Source organism: Photorhabdus sp. RM71S, assembly GCF_042879355.1.
Lineage (GTDB): Bacteria > Pseudomonadota > Gammaproteobacteria > Enterobacterales > Enterobacteriaceae > Photorhabdus > Photorhabdus kayaii.
Genome location: NZ_JBHFKV010000025.1, coordinates 1 through 13,026, shown reverse-complemented (window position 1 = coordinate 13,026; position 13,026 = coordinate 1). Strand labels below are relative to the sequence as shown.

Here is a 13,026-nt window from a genome sequence, read left to right as displayed (position 1 = left end):
ACTTAAGCTTTATTAAGTAATTCGAGCGATGCCTGCTTGGTAAATGTCATCCTTTCTTCCAGACTATGATTGTCCTTTTCATAATAAATTGTTGCCTCTGAATCAATCTGAGGTCTTGGAGTTATTTTTTCCAATATTGGCATCGTGTCAAGGAATAATTGTCTGGAATAGTTAATAGCCCTTGTATAAGTATCAATAACCTCTTCAAATTCAGGGTAAATAGAAAATGAGATCTGATTGACAATTGGCCCGGCATCAATACCCTCATTAATTTCATGGATCGTCACACCGTGGGACTGTTCTCCATTTTTCAAAGCCCAGTTTACCGGCCTTACGCCGCGATATTTAGGTAAATAGGACAGATGGATATTCAAGATTTTCTTACACGAATTAATGAATTTTAACGGTAATATCCGCTTATGAAATACAACAAAACATAAATCGCAAGTGAAATCACCACTTTCATAGCCAGGTAGATTTTCAACCTTATTATCTTCAATAACAGAAATATTATTTTGATAACAGAAGTCGATTAACGTCTGATCAGTGCTTACAGGTTCGAATTTATCTGCTACCACATGCGATATTTTATAGTCTTTATGATTTAAGAAATATTGACAAATGAAAATTGCCAATTCTCCTTTACCACAAATTACCACTGTTTTGGGATTATTCATTCGCAAACCTCTTTAACTTCCCTGATCGCTTTAATATCATTAATATTTATTTGCCATTGCATGATTGTACGTAATGCATTTATTAAAATTTCATTATCGCTTGGTGTTCTGCAAGAAATACGTAAATAGAGATCAGAGCCTGCATTCCCTTTACCAGAACACTCTTTCACATACAGCCCATGAATATCTAAAAGTAACCGCGATATCGTCTTCGCATCAGAAATATGTAATTTACAGTAAACAAAATTAGAGTCTGTCTCAAATGCGGTAATACCCTCTATTGAGTTTAATTCTTGCTGTAATTTTAACGTATCACTAATCACTTTTTCACAGCTTAATTTGTAACTCTCTCTATATTGAGGTAATCTCAATAAAAACTCTTCAGCAAAACCATTAATATTCCAAATGGGTAACACAGCTCTTATTTTACCAAGTAATTCCTGATTTGCAGTGGCAATATACCCAATACGAATACCACCAATCCCGAAGGTTTTGCTCATGCTTCTAATAACAGATAAATTCTTATAGTTATCTAAATGCATTAACATTGTCTCATCACGCATTTTAGAGAAATCTAAGAAAGATTCATCAATAATTAAGTCGATATTTAATGCCAACAATTCGCCAGCCAAATATAACAGACTATCAATAGGTGTCAATTTACCTGTCGGATTATTTGGTGACTCAATCACCACCACATTTGGCTTTTCTTCTTTCGCCAACATTAATAGTTCATCAATATCTATCTCAAACTGCTGATGCTCTTTGGTATAACTATATATCGTCCTTGCTTTTCCAAAGCAATTAGCATATTCATTAAATGATGGCACAGTAACTAATACTTTACCTGTATAAACATCAGGAAGCCGTTTAATTATCTCCGCAGCACCATTTGAAATACATAATTGCGTTCTTTCTATCCCGATAAATTCAGATAAAGCATGCTCGACTAAACGATTCCCGCCAGGATAATTTAACAATATTTCATCAAAATTATTCTTTATTTCATCTTTCAATTTTTTAGGTGGAAAGTTGAAATTGTAAATTAAGCCAAAGTCAATAATAGGATAACGCCAGTATCCACCATGCCTATTTTGAATAAAATCTAATTTATTATTACTTGAAATGAAGTCACAAATAGCAAGATCATAAGTATTATCTACCTCATACCATTGTGAATGATCAACAATACTTACTTTAAATTCAGCTACATTATTAAGTAAAGACTGTTTAAATATATCCTCATAATATATCCCAGTCGATCCACCATTAATGTAACTTTCTAACTCTTTAGTAACATATTCAGCAAAATTAGCGGTGCAAATATTATAAATATTTACTGTTTTATATTGACCATCTTCAACCTGATAATGACTATCCTTAGTAGAATTTAATGCAATAATATTATCTTTATCTATTTTTGCATAAGTCCCTTCCATATTGCCACTAAGAGGAGAAACAAGGACATTGAGATCTCCTGCTTTTAACATCACTGTTTCCAAACATTTCTTTGTGAAGAAGATATCCCCTTCAAGGATCAGCGTATCTTGCTTAATCCAATTTCTGGCAAGGTATAAAGAATAGATATTATTGGTTGATTCCCACTTTTCACTATTAACAAATTCAATATCCAAATTATATGTCTTTTGTTTAATATGAGATATTAAAATATCACTTTTATAACCCACCACAATAATCACTTTCTTAATACCGACAGCTTCGATATTTTTCAGCGCATTATCGATAAATGATGTTTGATTTGTTTCTACCAAAGGTTTTGGTTTATTTGATGTTCTGGTAGATAACCGGCTGCCTCTTCCTGCACAAAGCAATATTACTGTTTTTTCATTCATAGTCTTGATAAATTATTTTAAATGGATGTTAAAAGGCTATTGTTATTCTTAAATAAGAATTAACCTAAAATATAGTTCATTAATGATATAAAATTGATATTGAATTAAATATCAATTAAATACGATGTCATATATAACATGTTGATACACCCAAACCCCATCAATTCTTCCGTGGAAACTTGCCTCACCACCATTTTCACCACCCGTCTTTACGCCAGACCCCAGACCAAATGTATGAAAATTATTGAGCGCGTCACCTGACGTTGATATAGGATTTAACTTTGCATTAGTTAACAAACCGTATTTATCACTTTTAAATTCAATAGGCGTATTATTCTCATTAACTATTTCAATAAGTTTAGAGTGATAGCCAGTACAATGAATAAGCAAATCATCACAGTTAATGAGTTTAATAACTTCATCATCAGAAATTTCTGAAATATTCAAAATAGCAATATTTTCATATTTTCTTTCCTTAATTTCTTGTGCAAAAGCAAAAGAATCATATCTCAAACCTGAATATCGGTTAACCCGTCCACTTAAAGGACAGATATCTTCCTGAGTGAAATCATAGCCATAAGATTCTGCACTTGCAGGTGAATCAAAGAACAATTTAAAATCTTTATTAACCAGAACGTTTATCTTACCGGTAAACTTTAATTGCTCTATCAACCGAATTAAACAAGAAACTGAACTGTGTGACGAACCCAATATTGATATACTTTTTATATCACCTTTATTTATAACCTCATCATAAAAACCTTTAATAAAATCACCAGAGGTAATATTATTACTATTATGCAATAATCTGGATCCGTTTGGATTTCCACCTATATTAAACAGTACTTTTCGCGCTGATACAATATAATCTTCATTATTTTTATGATAAGTTATATCATAGTTACCATCTTCATTCTGTTTAATCTTTTTTACTTCCGCATCAGTCAAAATATTAAACCGATCACCATATTTGTTTTCCTGAATAAAGCGTGCAATTTTCTCCAAATATTGGCCGACAAACCTCAATTCAACTGGCTTATCTTTATTGGCACTAAAATATTCCCACTCTGATGTTGATCTTATATATTGACTAAGCTCATCATCACAACCGTCAAATTTCTCTAAAAATACACTACCTAAAGAGTTCGCGGTAATTTTATATTTCTTTAATGAACCAGAACCCACCATCTCTGTTTTTTCTAAAATCAAACCATTTTTTATGGCTTCATCTTTTAATAAATCTGGGATTAATGAAATATTTGCAGGACCTGCACCACACATTACCACATCATAAAACGGCTTATTCATTGACAAATCCTAACATTTTTAACGAAATTTGAGTTTCAATAACATTCCCGGAAAACTCATGACGAGTCTGTTTATAACCAAGAGGTTGCCCATCCAAACCCGTTTTAATAACATCACTATGACTAATCTTTTTATCCTCATTGCGGGAATAAACCAACAGTTCCTTCTCATAATCAAATGCCAAACAAGGAATACAACTTAATTTTAGTGTTTTGGCTAATTCAAGTCTATGATGACCATCAATAACCACATTCGTTGCTGCATCAATCCAGATTGGTTGGGTCCAAAATCCTTCAAGTTTAACTTTATCTATTAACTGCTCAACACGAACAGAACAATGTAATTCAGTTGGTCTAAGATTTGAGACTTCTTCTAATATTAATTTCATGTTTATCCCTTAGTTTAAACATCCGACAGAAAATTACCAACATCAACACACTTAATATCGCTAATAATTGAAATAACACTCCACCATCAAATAATTGGATAATAGCACCACCAACTAATGGAGATATAGAAAAACCGATACTATAAAGTGACGCTGCACCAAAATATGCGCCACGTAAATCATTTGGCGCCAAACGATCAATAAAAACATTCACACATGGAAATAAAATAGTTTGACTAATACTCATGGTAAAAGCAGCTACATACCACAATAAATAAACATCATAATACTTGAATGAAATAAAGAACATTAATTCAGATAAAATGAGTAACACAGACCCTATATTTATTTTAGTTTCTAACTCCATTTTTTGCGTTAACATGGAAAACGGTAACTGCATAACCACAATGGTTATCGCATGTAACATAATAAGCGAAGCAATAAACTCAGAATACCCATTAAACCCTAATGAAGTAATTAACTGTGGCAAAGTTGAATCAAAATGGCCAAAAATAAACATCATGAGAATATTATTGATGACCAACATTAAAAACACACGGTCATTTAATAAAACCTTCATCGTTCCTTTAAAGTCATCATTATTTGTTAAGTTTATTTTTATTTTCTTACCAAATAAATAAACAGGGATCATAAAAATTACATAGGATATCGAAACAATCAGAAAAGAGATAGAATTAATATCCAGGCTTAATTTTACACCTAAATAAGGCCCGACTACCGCACCCGCATTAAGAAATAAATACCTTAAGTACATGGCATTCTCTCTTACCTGCTTTTCCTCGATAATATCGCCGATAACGGCTTTTATTGGATTATTCACAAGCGCCCAGGAAATATTCGCCAATAAAGTACCAATAATAAAACCAGACTGATGTTCAGATAACCATAATATTAAATATGCCAATGCAGATATAAGACATCCAATGATAATTATCTTAGCCCGGCCGACTTTATCAGAGAAGTAACCAGCATAAAAACTTAATATTGATGAAATCGCAATGGATAAAGAGAGAACTAATCCAATCATCGATGCAGTAAAATGGAACTTTGTATATAGTATGATGGATATAAAAGGCCATACCATCATTGATGTTGATCTTGTTACAAAAGTCCCAAGAAATAGACCCCATATACATGCCGGTATGGATGTATAACTATTGAGAGAAAAATTTTTCATTTTAATATTCTTAGATTATTAAATTAATATTTTTTTAATACCAGGATATCTATTTTATAGTGTTCATGAAGGTACATAAAATCAACCTGCCTCTCAAAAATTTAATAATAGAAGCAAGTGTTAGGATTATCTGCACGTTAAAAATAAATTCTATTTTATATATAAGTAACTTTTAATATAGTAACAAACAAAATGTGAATTGCAAATAAAAATATGACATTTTTGTTACATGTTTAAATATAGATCGATTCCTGGCGATTTTGATGCCGGACATAATGACACAAATTCCTAACACTTTAACAGTGGAAAACACAGGTAAAAATGGCTCTTAATCTCAGATAAAAACCTTTCAATTCAATCTTTATCTATTCAAATAGTAATCAATCAACTGAAAAACTCAGCTTAATCTAATCCCAAAATAAACTGTAATATTATATTCAAAGTGAAATAAATAAATAAAACTGTATTTTAGAGCCTATCCCAATAGGCGTAATTGTTGCAGGCCGTTTGAACACGGACAGCGCGGAAAAACCGGAGCGTACACGTAGTACGTGAGGATTTTGAGCACTGCCCAGGTTCAAAATGGCAAATAAAATAGCCCTATTGGGATTGGCGGTTAGTTTAATAGCTAAATTCTGGTCAAGATAATTATTATTTATAGATTTATATGAAGCCATCCGAGATTAAAACTGGAAATTATCTCACAGGCCCAAAATATTCACTAACTAAAATGGGGATTAGTAATGAGTTTATTCTTTAATTTCCTTAATGAAATAAATGATACATTCAAACAAAGAGAACTGTCTTATCATCTCAACTCATTTGATACTATACCCTATGGATTTCAAGATGCATCGCGACGGCAAGAGAGCGAATCCCCGGGAGCATAGCGAACTATGTGACCGGGGTGAGCGAGTGCAGCCAACAAAGAGGCAACTTGGAAGATAACGGGTATAACAACAGGATTTATTCGCGATGAGTACCTGGCTTATCTATGCCTTATTATCAGCGTTTACTGCCGCTTTAGTCGCTATCTTCGGGAAAATCGGTTTGCAAAATCTTGATGCCAATACAGCAACAGCAATACGCGCAGTCATTATGGCGTTGTTTCTTGTCAGTGTCGTTGTAGTACAAGGAAAATTAAATCTGGTTAGTGAAGTGCTGGCAAACCACAAGGCGTTGCTTTTTATCGCTTTAAGCGGTGTGGCGGGGGCATTTTCATGGTTGTTTTACTTTCTGGCAATTAAAAACGGTAACGTTTCTCAAGTTACCCCGATTGATAAACTCAGTGTCGTGTTTGCTGTTATCTTGGCCGTTATCTTATTTGGTGAAAAAATATCACTGATGACCGCAGGTGGTGTTGCACTGATTACTGCCGGTACGTTAATGGTTGCTCTCGGCTGAAAAATAAAAAATCCGCAAAAGTTGTTATCACTGTTGCGGATTCTTTTTAATCGGCCAAAAAGATCAACCGGCGGCAAAAACCTGGTTAACGATATCCAGTGCTTCCTGCTCAATTTTCTGCCGGTGCTCAGGGCCAAGGAGGCTTTCACAATAAATTTTGTAGGCTTCTTCTGTCCCCGATGGGCGAGCAGCAAACCAGCCGTTTTCTGTTATCACTTTTAGACCACCTATTGACGCTCCGTTACCAGAAGCTTTTGTCAACCGGGCTGTGATTGGATCACCGGCAAGCTTATCCGCTTGCACCATTTCTGGTGATAACTTGGCTAATAATGCTTTCTGCTGATAAGTTGCCGATGCCTGGATGCGGCTATAGCTTGGCGTACCGAAGCGAGCTGCCAACTTGTTGTAATGCTGCTGCGGATTTTCCCCTGTTACCGCAGTCATCTCTGCCGCCAGCAAACACAAGATAATCCCATCTTTATCTGTAGACCACGGCGTACCATCAAAACGCAGGAAAGAAGCCCCCGCACTCTCCTCTCCACCAAAGCCCAACTCACCTTTATGTAACCCATCAACAAACCACTTAAAACCCACCGGTACTTCTACCAATTTACGGCCAAGATCGGCAACGACCCGATCAATCATGGCACTGGATACCAATGTTTTACCTATCGCAACACTTTCTGACCATTGCGGACGATGGCGGAATAGGTAATTTATCGCGGTTGCCAGATAGTGGTTCGGATTCATCAAACCAGCGGGAGTGACAATACCGTGGCGGTCATAATCCGGATCGTTTGCAAAAGCCAAATCAAACTTATCACGCATGGCTAACAAACCCGCCATTGCCCAAGGGGATGAGCAATCCATACGAATGACGCCATCATGATCCAAGTGCATAAAACGGAATGTCTGATCAACTTGATCATTAACCAATGTCAGATCCAAATTGTAACGCTCACCGATACGCTGCCAGAACGCAATGCCAGAGCCTCCCAAAGGATCAATACCGATTTTCAGCCCGGCCCGCTGGATAGCGGCCATATCAACCACATCACCCAACGCACTAACATATGGTTCAACTAAATCCTGCTGATGCAAATATTCGCTGTTCAATACCTGAACAAATGGCAAACGTTTAACGCCTTTTAGACCTTCTGTAAGCAACTCATTAGCACGACGTTCTATAATTGCTGTCAAATCCGTATCTGCGGGACCACCATCAGGTGGATTATATTTAATCCCCCCGTCTTCTGGTGGATTATGGGAAGGGGTAATAACAATCCCATCAGCCAACGCTTTCCCCAAGCGGTTATAACAGAGGATGGCATGAGAAATCGCAGGTGTTGGCGTAAATCCATTATTTTCCTGCACAATCACATTCACGCTGTTAGCTGTCAAGACTTCCAGTACGGAAATAAATGCCGCTTCTGATAAAGCATGGGTATCTTTACCCACATAACAAGGGCCATTGATTCCCCGTTGCTTGCGAACTTCCGCAACAGCTTGAGTAATTGCCAGAATATGCGCCTCATTAAAACTGTGACGCTGAGAACTGCCACGATGACCGGATGTACCAAATTTAACTTTATGCTCTGAGTTTTCCGGCTGAGGATGCAATGTGTAATACTGTGATGTAAGCTGCGCTACATTTATCAGATCACTTTGGCGGGCAATCTGCCCCGCGCGCGGATGATTTACCACTTTAAATCTCCCCTGGACAAGAGCTGCACTGTACTTTGTCTGTCAGCACAGCCTTGATCAGTTAAATTGTGCCACACACCTTGTCGATAAAATTGGCTGAGAATTTCATATCCTGCATAATTTGCTCAACCATACTACGCTTACGGTCAGTGTTAGTGTTAGTAATGACCCAAAAAGGCGTGCCCGGAATGTGACGAGGTTTGGTTTGTTTGCCACTGGCGAGCAATGTCTGTTCATCACCAGCAAAATAAACACGGGTACGACCGTGCATGGCATCAGTCGTCTGGGAAAAAATTTCACTATTCAGGCTGTATAATGTAGATAGGATCAACATAAAACGCTCAACAGATTTTTTCTTGTCAGAATAGTCATCTGAAAGTAATAATTCGCGTATCACACGGACAGAATCACGCTGGCGGGCTACTGGCGCTTTCTCCACAGCACTGAGAGGCTGTACATTTTGTACTGGCTGCTCGGCGTTAAATTTTAGCATTCGCCGTAAAATATCAGATGCACTTTCACCAATATGTTGTGTGTGGCTGGCAATATAGCGGTAAAGGTCTTCATCAACTTCTATCGTTTTCATTTCTATCCAGTACTGTTCTAAATAAAAAATTTTGACAGATTATAAAGTATAAAAAGAGAAAACAAAACAATTAAAATTTCAATAAGTTAAAAGTATTTAAACATGAAAAACAGCATAATAAAATATCCGTTTTTCATCTAAAATAAATCAATCAGTTACATAAATATTGTGAATATAAATCTCATTGTCAAATGTCATATCGATCTTTTAATACCACTTATTTAGGCGTTGATAATCACATAATAATTTATTCTGATATTATACCAAAATAATGATAAAACTTGGTTTCAACATTGCCGATAATCAATTCAATCAAGGGAGATTCAGCAGCGAATAGGAGGATTGATTATAGATAGTAAAACAGTTTAAATTCATGGGGATGTATGTTTGTTACCAGTAAATCTTGACAGAAAATGCGCTTTAATAAATTACACACCTTTTATTTACATATAATGTTCATGATTTACCAGAAAAAATTGCAACCATATAAATTATATGGAAAAATTAGCAACTTCATTATTATTGAATTTTATAAAATTAATATCTTGAACTGAAATTTCATATCCTATTTTCAATGTTAATTATATAAACAACAATTTTATCCATTAATTGTATAAATCATAATATATATTCTTTAAATTTATTCTTAAAAACTCATAAGATTATTATGAAATCCAGATCTCATATAAATAAAATAGATTTTCATTGCTTTCAATATTAATACACAGTTACAATAAAAAATTCTAATCAGATATATACTATCATTAATTTCGAAATGTATATATCTGACCTTATAATTTAATCAATAAGTAAAAGCTGTTGCCGTAAATAGGTACCTGAACCTAATAATCCTGGTTGTGGATGAGTAATCAAATAAACAGGAATCTGTTGTACTAACGGTTTAAAGCGCCCTTTATCTTCAAATCCATGAAGAAAGTTCGATTGCTTAAAGAAATCAAGAAACCGCGGCACTATACCGCCAGCGATATACACACCACCAAAAGCCCCCATATTTAACGCTAAATTCCCGCCAAATCGCCCCATAATTTCACAAAATAGTGTCAGCGCACGATGGCAATATTGGCAACTTTCATCCAATGCTCGTTGCGTCACGGTTTCTGGTTCTAAATCTTCCGGCTGACGATGATACAAAATGGCAATGGCCTGATAAAGGTTTACCAACCCACTACCGGACAAGATTCTTTCTACCGAAACATGTCCAAGTTTACGACGTAAAACAGCCAATATTGCATCTTGTTCTTCACTATTCGCTGCAAAATCTACATGACCACCTTCACCAGGTAAACTGACCCATTGCTTGCCTGCTTTGATCAAATGAGCTACACCAAGGCCAGTCCCTGCACCGTAAACCGCTATCGGTTTGTCTTTAACCGCTTCTCCTCCTCCTAATTGAACCTTGTGTTCTTCTGTTAACATTGGAATCGCCATAGATACAGCCGTGAAGTCATTAATCACATCTAATTTTTCTAGCCCAAATGTCTGTTTCAGCTCACTAATAGAAAATGCCCATTGGTGATTGGTCATTTCTACCCAATCACCATTTATCGGGCAAGCAATAGCAATACATGCATAAGTCACCACTGTTTTTTGCGCAGCCAAATAGTGACTGATAATAGATTCTAATCCGGTGTGTTGTTTTGCACTATACGTTTCGATCCACTCAATAGCCCCATTTTCCAAATTGCAAAGTGCTAATCTGGCATTGGTGCCGCCAATATCAGCAACAAGTCCGTAGAGATTCATTTTTATATCCTAATAATCAGCTAGTACAACAATTAGGTAAAGCTTATCCTATCTGGCATTATTGGTATAGATCGTTAAACCAACCTCACCAGTTGGTTTTTTACATTTATATACTATGCAGCTAAGACTATGTAGTTAAGCAGCTTTATGACGTTTATTGGATTTTCTTTTTTCACTTCTCATTGCTTTGCTGTGAGCTTCGGCGAGTACCCGTTTTTTCTCACTATTAGCAAAACGATTTAAAACTTGCCTGATCAATGGCTGGTAGCCTAAGCCATTAAGGTCAGCTATCATTTTCAAATCTTCAATCAGAGATCTATTTAATCTGATTGAAATGGGCTGTAACTCCAGCGCTTCGTTAATCAGATCTTCTGTTACATCATCAGATACTTTAACGTGAGCTTCACTACAACCAAGCTCACCGTTCTCCCATGCTTCATCAGTGGAAGCTATCAGGTTATTTGCTCGCTTATCAGTTTGTTTGCTCATTTCTCTGTTCCTAGGCCGTATTTTCGGTAAATTCTCAATTCATCTTCGTTAGGTGTATAAGCTGTCCTTATAGCAACCCCTTTTTCAGGGTGATAGATAAAGACTATCTTTAACTTAACACCATAATCTGTTTCAGATATAAACCATTTAGTAGGAGGATCAGTTCTGTTATCTTCCCTTGTATCCTCAAGAAAACGTCCAACCCGATTAGAAAAACACTGGAGTATATCCTCTTCATTAACCGGCGGGTTTTTGCCTGCTAATTTCAATCTGATGTTGATGATATCAAGAGCTTCATGTGCTTCGGCGTTTTTAACTCATGGTTAATTTGTATATACAGAATACTCCGCCAGACAGATCTAAACAACTCAAAATGACTCACAAAATATCAATGGATTTTGTATCACTAATAGATAAGATATATTATTTTAGCGTGAAATTTGTATATACACATAATGATGAAGCTTAAAGAACTGCAACGAGAGCTTATCGAATCACCAGACAAAGGTGATCTAATACGTGGTACTGGGGGGTTACGTAAAATCAGAATGGCTATAACCCGTCATCTTTCAAGTTGCCTCTTTGTTGGCTGCACTCACTCACCCCGGTCACATAGTTATCTATGCTCCCGGGGATTCGCTCCCTTGCCGTCGCGATCCATCTTGAAATCCATTGGGTATAGACTCACAAGGAAAAAGCGGTAGTGCCAGAGTTATTTATCTTCTAGCGACTGAAGATATTATTTATCTGGTGATGACTTATCCGAAAAGTAAAAAAGATAGCTTAACGGATGCCGAGAAAGCAGAACTGAAAAAACTAACAAAATTACTAAAAGATGAGGTGTAACATGAGTTTTTTTGACGAATTGAAAGCATCCCTCGAAGAAGCAGTTGAAATTAAACAAGGTAATAAAGCCGCAGCGCGTGTGACCCGATACGAAGTTGCCGACGTTAAAGCTATCCGTGCTCAACTTAACATTTCACAGGCAGAGATGGCGGAGGCTTTAAGCACTAGCCTTGATACAATTAAAAGCTGGGAGCAGAAGCGTCGAAATCCGACAGGACTAGCGGCAAAGGTGTTAGCTATCATCCAAGAAAACCCTAATTTCTATAAGGCTCTGGCGACTCATTGATTAGCCGGTGTGCCATAAAGTACTAAAGTTACTTACCTCATCTTGGCTCTACCTGTTTCCAAGAGGCCATAGTTTGAGTGTTCGCATTGCTCGTGACTTTTTTGCTGCGGGCCAGCGCTCACGCGCTGTTGTCTCGCTTCGCTCGGCTCGAACCTGCGACCCATTGATTAAAAGTCAACTGCTCTACCGACTGAACTAACGACCCATCTGTATGATTAGATTATTCTGATTGCGTCTTTCGAGATGGTGGGTCGTGCAGGATGACTCGGCCTATGGCCTCGCCCTTCGGGCCAGCGCTCACGCGCTGTTGTCTCGCTTCGCTCGGCTCGAGCCTGCAACCAGTTGATTAAAAGTCAACTACTCTACCGACTGAGCTAACGACCCATCTGTATGATTAGATTATTCTGATTGTGTCTTTCGAGATGGTGGGTCGTGCAGGATGACTCGGCCTATGGCCTCGCCCTTCGGGCCAGCGCTCACGCGCTGTTGTCTCGCTTCGCTCGGCTCGAGCCTGCAACCAGTT

12 protein-coding genes, 1 tRNA gene, 2 other RNA genes and 2 pseudogenes are annotated in these 13,026 nt (G+C 36.9%); 4 read left to right on the top strand and 13 right to left on the bottom strand.

What is annotated here, in order from left to right; all coding sequences use genetic code 11:
• Nucleotides 1-2 precede the first annotated feature (2 nt).
• The 5 genes from ACGF5R_RS13970 to ACGF5R_RS13950 form a co-directional block, all read right to left on the bottom strand.
• Nucleotides 3-677 (bottom strand): formyltransferase family protein, encoded by a 675-nt coding sequence (locus ACGF5R_RS13970; protein ID WP_112876212.1) that lies wholly within the window; start codon nucleotides 675-677, stop codon nucleotides 3-5.
• Nucleotides 674-2,530: an aminotransferase class I/II-fold pyridoxal phosphate-dependent enzyme gene (locus ACGF5R_RS13965; RefSeq protein ID WP_262980809.1), complete on the bottom strand. Its 1,857-nt coding sequence runs from the start codon at nucleotides 2,528-2,530 to the stop codon at nucleotides 674-676. The genes ACGF5R_RS13970 and ACGF5R_RS13965 overlap by 4 nt, the downstream gene beginning before the upstream one ends.
• A gap of 111 nt (nucleotides 2,531-2,641) precedes the next feature.
• Nucleotides 2,642-3,838: a hypothetical protein gene (locus tag ACGF5R_RS13960; RefSeq protein ID WP_112876214.1), complete on the bottom strand. Its 1,197-nt coding sequence runs from the start codon at nucleotides 3,836-3,838 to the stop codon at nucleotides 2,642-2,644.
• Nucleotides 3,831-4,226, bottom strand: coding sequence for a ParB N-terminal domain-containing protein (locus ACGF5R_RS13955; protein WP_387691337.1), 396 nt, complete (start codon nucleotides 4,224-4,226; stop codon nucleotides 3,831-3,833). Before ACGF5R_RS13955 ends, ACGF5R_RS13960 begins: the two co-directional genes overlap by 8 nt.
• Nucleotides 4,192-5,424, bottom strand: coding sequence for an MFS transporter (locus ACGF5R_RS13950; protein WP_387691335.1), 1,233 nt, complete (start codon nucleotides 5,422-5,424; stop codon nucleotides 4,192-4,194). Before ACGF5R_RS13950 ends, ACGF5R_RS13955 begins: the two co-directional genes overlap by 35 nt.
• A gap of 975 nt (nucleotides 5,425-6,399) precedes the next feature.
• Here ACGF5R_RS13950 and ACGF5R_RS13945 point away from each other — a divergent pair.
• Nucleotides 6,400-6,828 carry an EamA family transporter gene (locus ACGF5R_RS13945; protein ID WP_387691333.1) on the top strand — a complete coding sequence of 143 codons (429 nt, stop codon included), beginning with the start codon at nucleotides 6,400-6,402 and terminating at the stop codon, nucleotides 6,826-6,828.
• 63 nt (nucleotides 6,829-6,891) lie between these two features.
• Here ACGF5R_RS13945 and pgm read toward each other — a convergent pair whose 3' ends face one another.
• The 5 genes from pgm to ACGF5R_RS13920 all read right to left on the bottom strand — a co-directional run bounded on the left by pgm (nucleotide 6,892) and on the right by ACGF5R_RS13920 (nucleotide 11,640).
• The gene (gene pgm, locus ACGF5R_RS13940; protein ID WP_387691331.1) at nucleotides 6,892-8,532 is read right to left on the bottom strand and encodes a phosphoglucomutase (alpha-D-glucose-1,6-bisphosphate-dependent); all 1,641 of its coding nucleotides are present in this window, start codon (nucleotides 8,530-8,532) and stop codon (nucleotides 6,892-6,894) included.
• Nucleotides 8,533-8,593: 61 nt separating this feature from the next.
• A complete protein-coding gene (seqA, locus tag ACGF5R_RS13935) occupies nucleotides 8,594-9,118 on the bottom strand; it encodes a replication initiation negative regulator SeqA (protein ID WP_112876220.1) in 525 nt (174 codons plus the stop codon).
• A gap of 798 nt (nucleotides 9,119-9,916) precedes the next feature.
• Nucleotides 9,917-10,882 (bottom strand): glucokinase, encoded by a 966-nt coding sequence (glk, locus tag ACGF5R_RS13930; RefSeq protein WP_112876221.1) that lies wholly within the window; start codon nucleotides 10,880-10,882, stop codon nucleotides 9,917-9,919.
• 135 nt (nucleotides 10,883-11,017) lie between these two features.
• Complete coding sequence (locus ACGF5R_RS13925; protein ID WP_112876222.1) at nucleotides 11,018-11,371, bottom strand: hypothetical protein; 354 nt, start codon at nucleotides 11,369-11,371, stop codon at nucleotides 11,018-11,020.
• On the bottom strand, nucleotides 11,368-11,640 hold the full coding sequence (locus ACGF5R_RS13920; protein WP_262980811.1) for a hypothetical protein: 273 nt from the start codon (nucleotides 11,638-11,640) through the stop codon (nucleotides 11,368-11,370). Before ACGF5R_RS13920 ends, ACGF5R_RS13925 begins: the two co-directional genes overlap by 4 nt.
• Nucleotides 11,641-11,826: 186 nt before the next feature.
• On the opposite strand from ACGF5R_RS13920, the pseudogene ACGF5R_RS13915 reads away from it, so the two are divergent.
• From ACGF5R_RS13915 to nadS, 3 genes and pseudogenes are all read left to right on the top strand, one after another.
• Nucleotides 11,827-11,925: pseudogene (locus ACGF5R_RS13915) on the top strand (addiction module toxin RelE); the annotation flags it as partial.
• A 124-nt stretch (nucleotides 11,926-12,049) separates the two neighbouring features.
• Nucleotides 12,050-12,217 (top strand): annotated as a pseudogene (locus tag ACGF5R_RS13910) (type II toxin-antitoxin system RelE/ParE family toxin); the annotation flags it as partial.
• A gap of 1 nt (nucleotide 12,218) precedes the next feature.
• A complete protein-coding gene (gene nadS, locus ACGF5R_RS13905) occupies nucleotides 12,219-12,503 on the top strand; it encodes a NadS family protein (protein ID WP_387691329.1) in 285 nt (94 codons plus the stop codon).
• A 69-nt stretch (nucleotides 12,504-12,572) separates the two neighbouring features.
• Here nadS and ACGF5R_RS13900 read toward each other — a convergent pair.
• From ACGF5R_RS13900 to ACGF5R_RS13890, 3 genes are all read right to left on the bottom strand, one after another.
• Nucleotides 12,573-12,697, bottom strand: a non-coding RNA gene (locus ACGF5R_RS13900) — RtT sRNA.
• Nucleotides 12,698-12,747: 50 nt separating this feature from the next.
• A tRNA-Lys gene (locus ACGF5R_RS13895) sits at nucleotides 12,748-12,887 on the bottom strand.
• A 39-nt stretch (nucleotides 12,888-12,926) separates the two neighbouring features.
• Nucleotides 12,927-13,026, bottom strand: a non-coding RNA gene (locus tag ACGF5R_RS13890) — RtT sRNA; the annotation flags it as partial.

Coding starts and splice junctions, on each gene's coding strand:
- nadS (WP_387691329.1), top strand. CDS start 12,219: ATGAGTTTTTTTGACGAATTGAAAGCATCCCTCGAAGAAGCAGTTGAA.
- ACGF5R_RS13970 (WP_112876212.1), bottom strand. CDS start 677: ATGAATAATCCCAAAACAGTGGTAATTTGTGGTAAAGGAGAATTGGCA.
- ACGF5R_RS13950 (WP_387691335.1), bottom strand. CDS start 5,424: ATGAAAAATTTTTCTCTCAATAGTTATACATCCATACCGGCATGTATA.
- ACGF5R_RS13925 (WP_112876222.1), bottom strand. CDS start 11,371: ATGAGCAAACAAACTGATAAGCGAGCAAATAACCTGATAGCTTCCACT.
- ACGF5R_RS13965 (WP_262980809.1), bottom strand. CDS start 2,530: ATGAATGAAAAAACAGTAATATTGCTTTGTGCAGGAAGAGGCAGCCGG.
- seqA (WP_112876220.1), bottom strand. CDS start 9,118: ATGAAAACGATAGAAGTTGATGAAGACCTTTACCGCTATATTGCCAGC.
- glk (WP_112876221.1), bottom strand. CDS start 10,882: ATGAATCTCTACGGACTTGTTGCTGATATTGGCGGCACCAATGCCAGA.
- ACGF5R_RS13945 (WP_387691333.1), top strand. CDS start 6,400: ATGAGTACCTGGCTTATCTATGCCTTATTATCAGCGTTTACTGCCGCT.
- ACGF5R_RS13960 (WP_112876214.1), bottom strand. CDS start 3,838: ATGAATAAGCCGTTTTATGATGTGGTAATGTGTGGTGCAGGTCCTGCA.
- ACGF5R_RS13955 (WP_387691337.1), bottom strand. CDS start 4,226: ATGAAATTAATATTAGAAGAAGTCTCAAATCTTAGACCAACTGAATTA.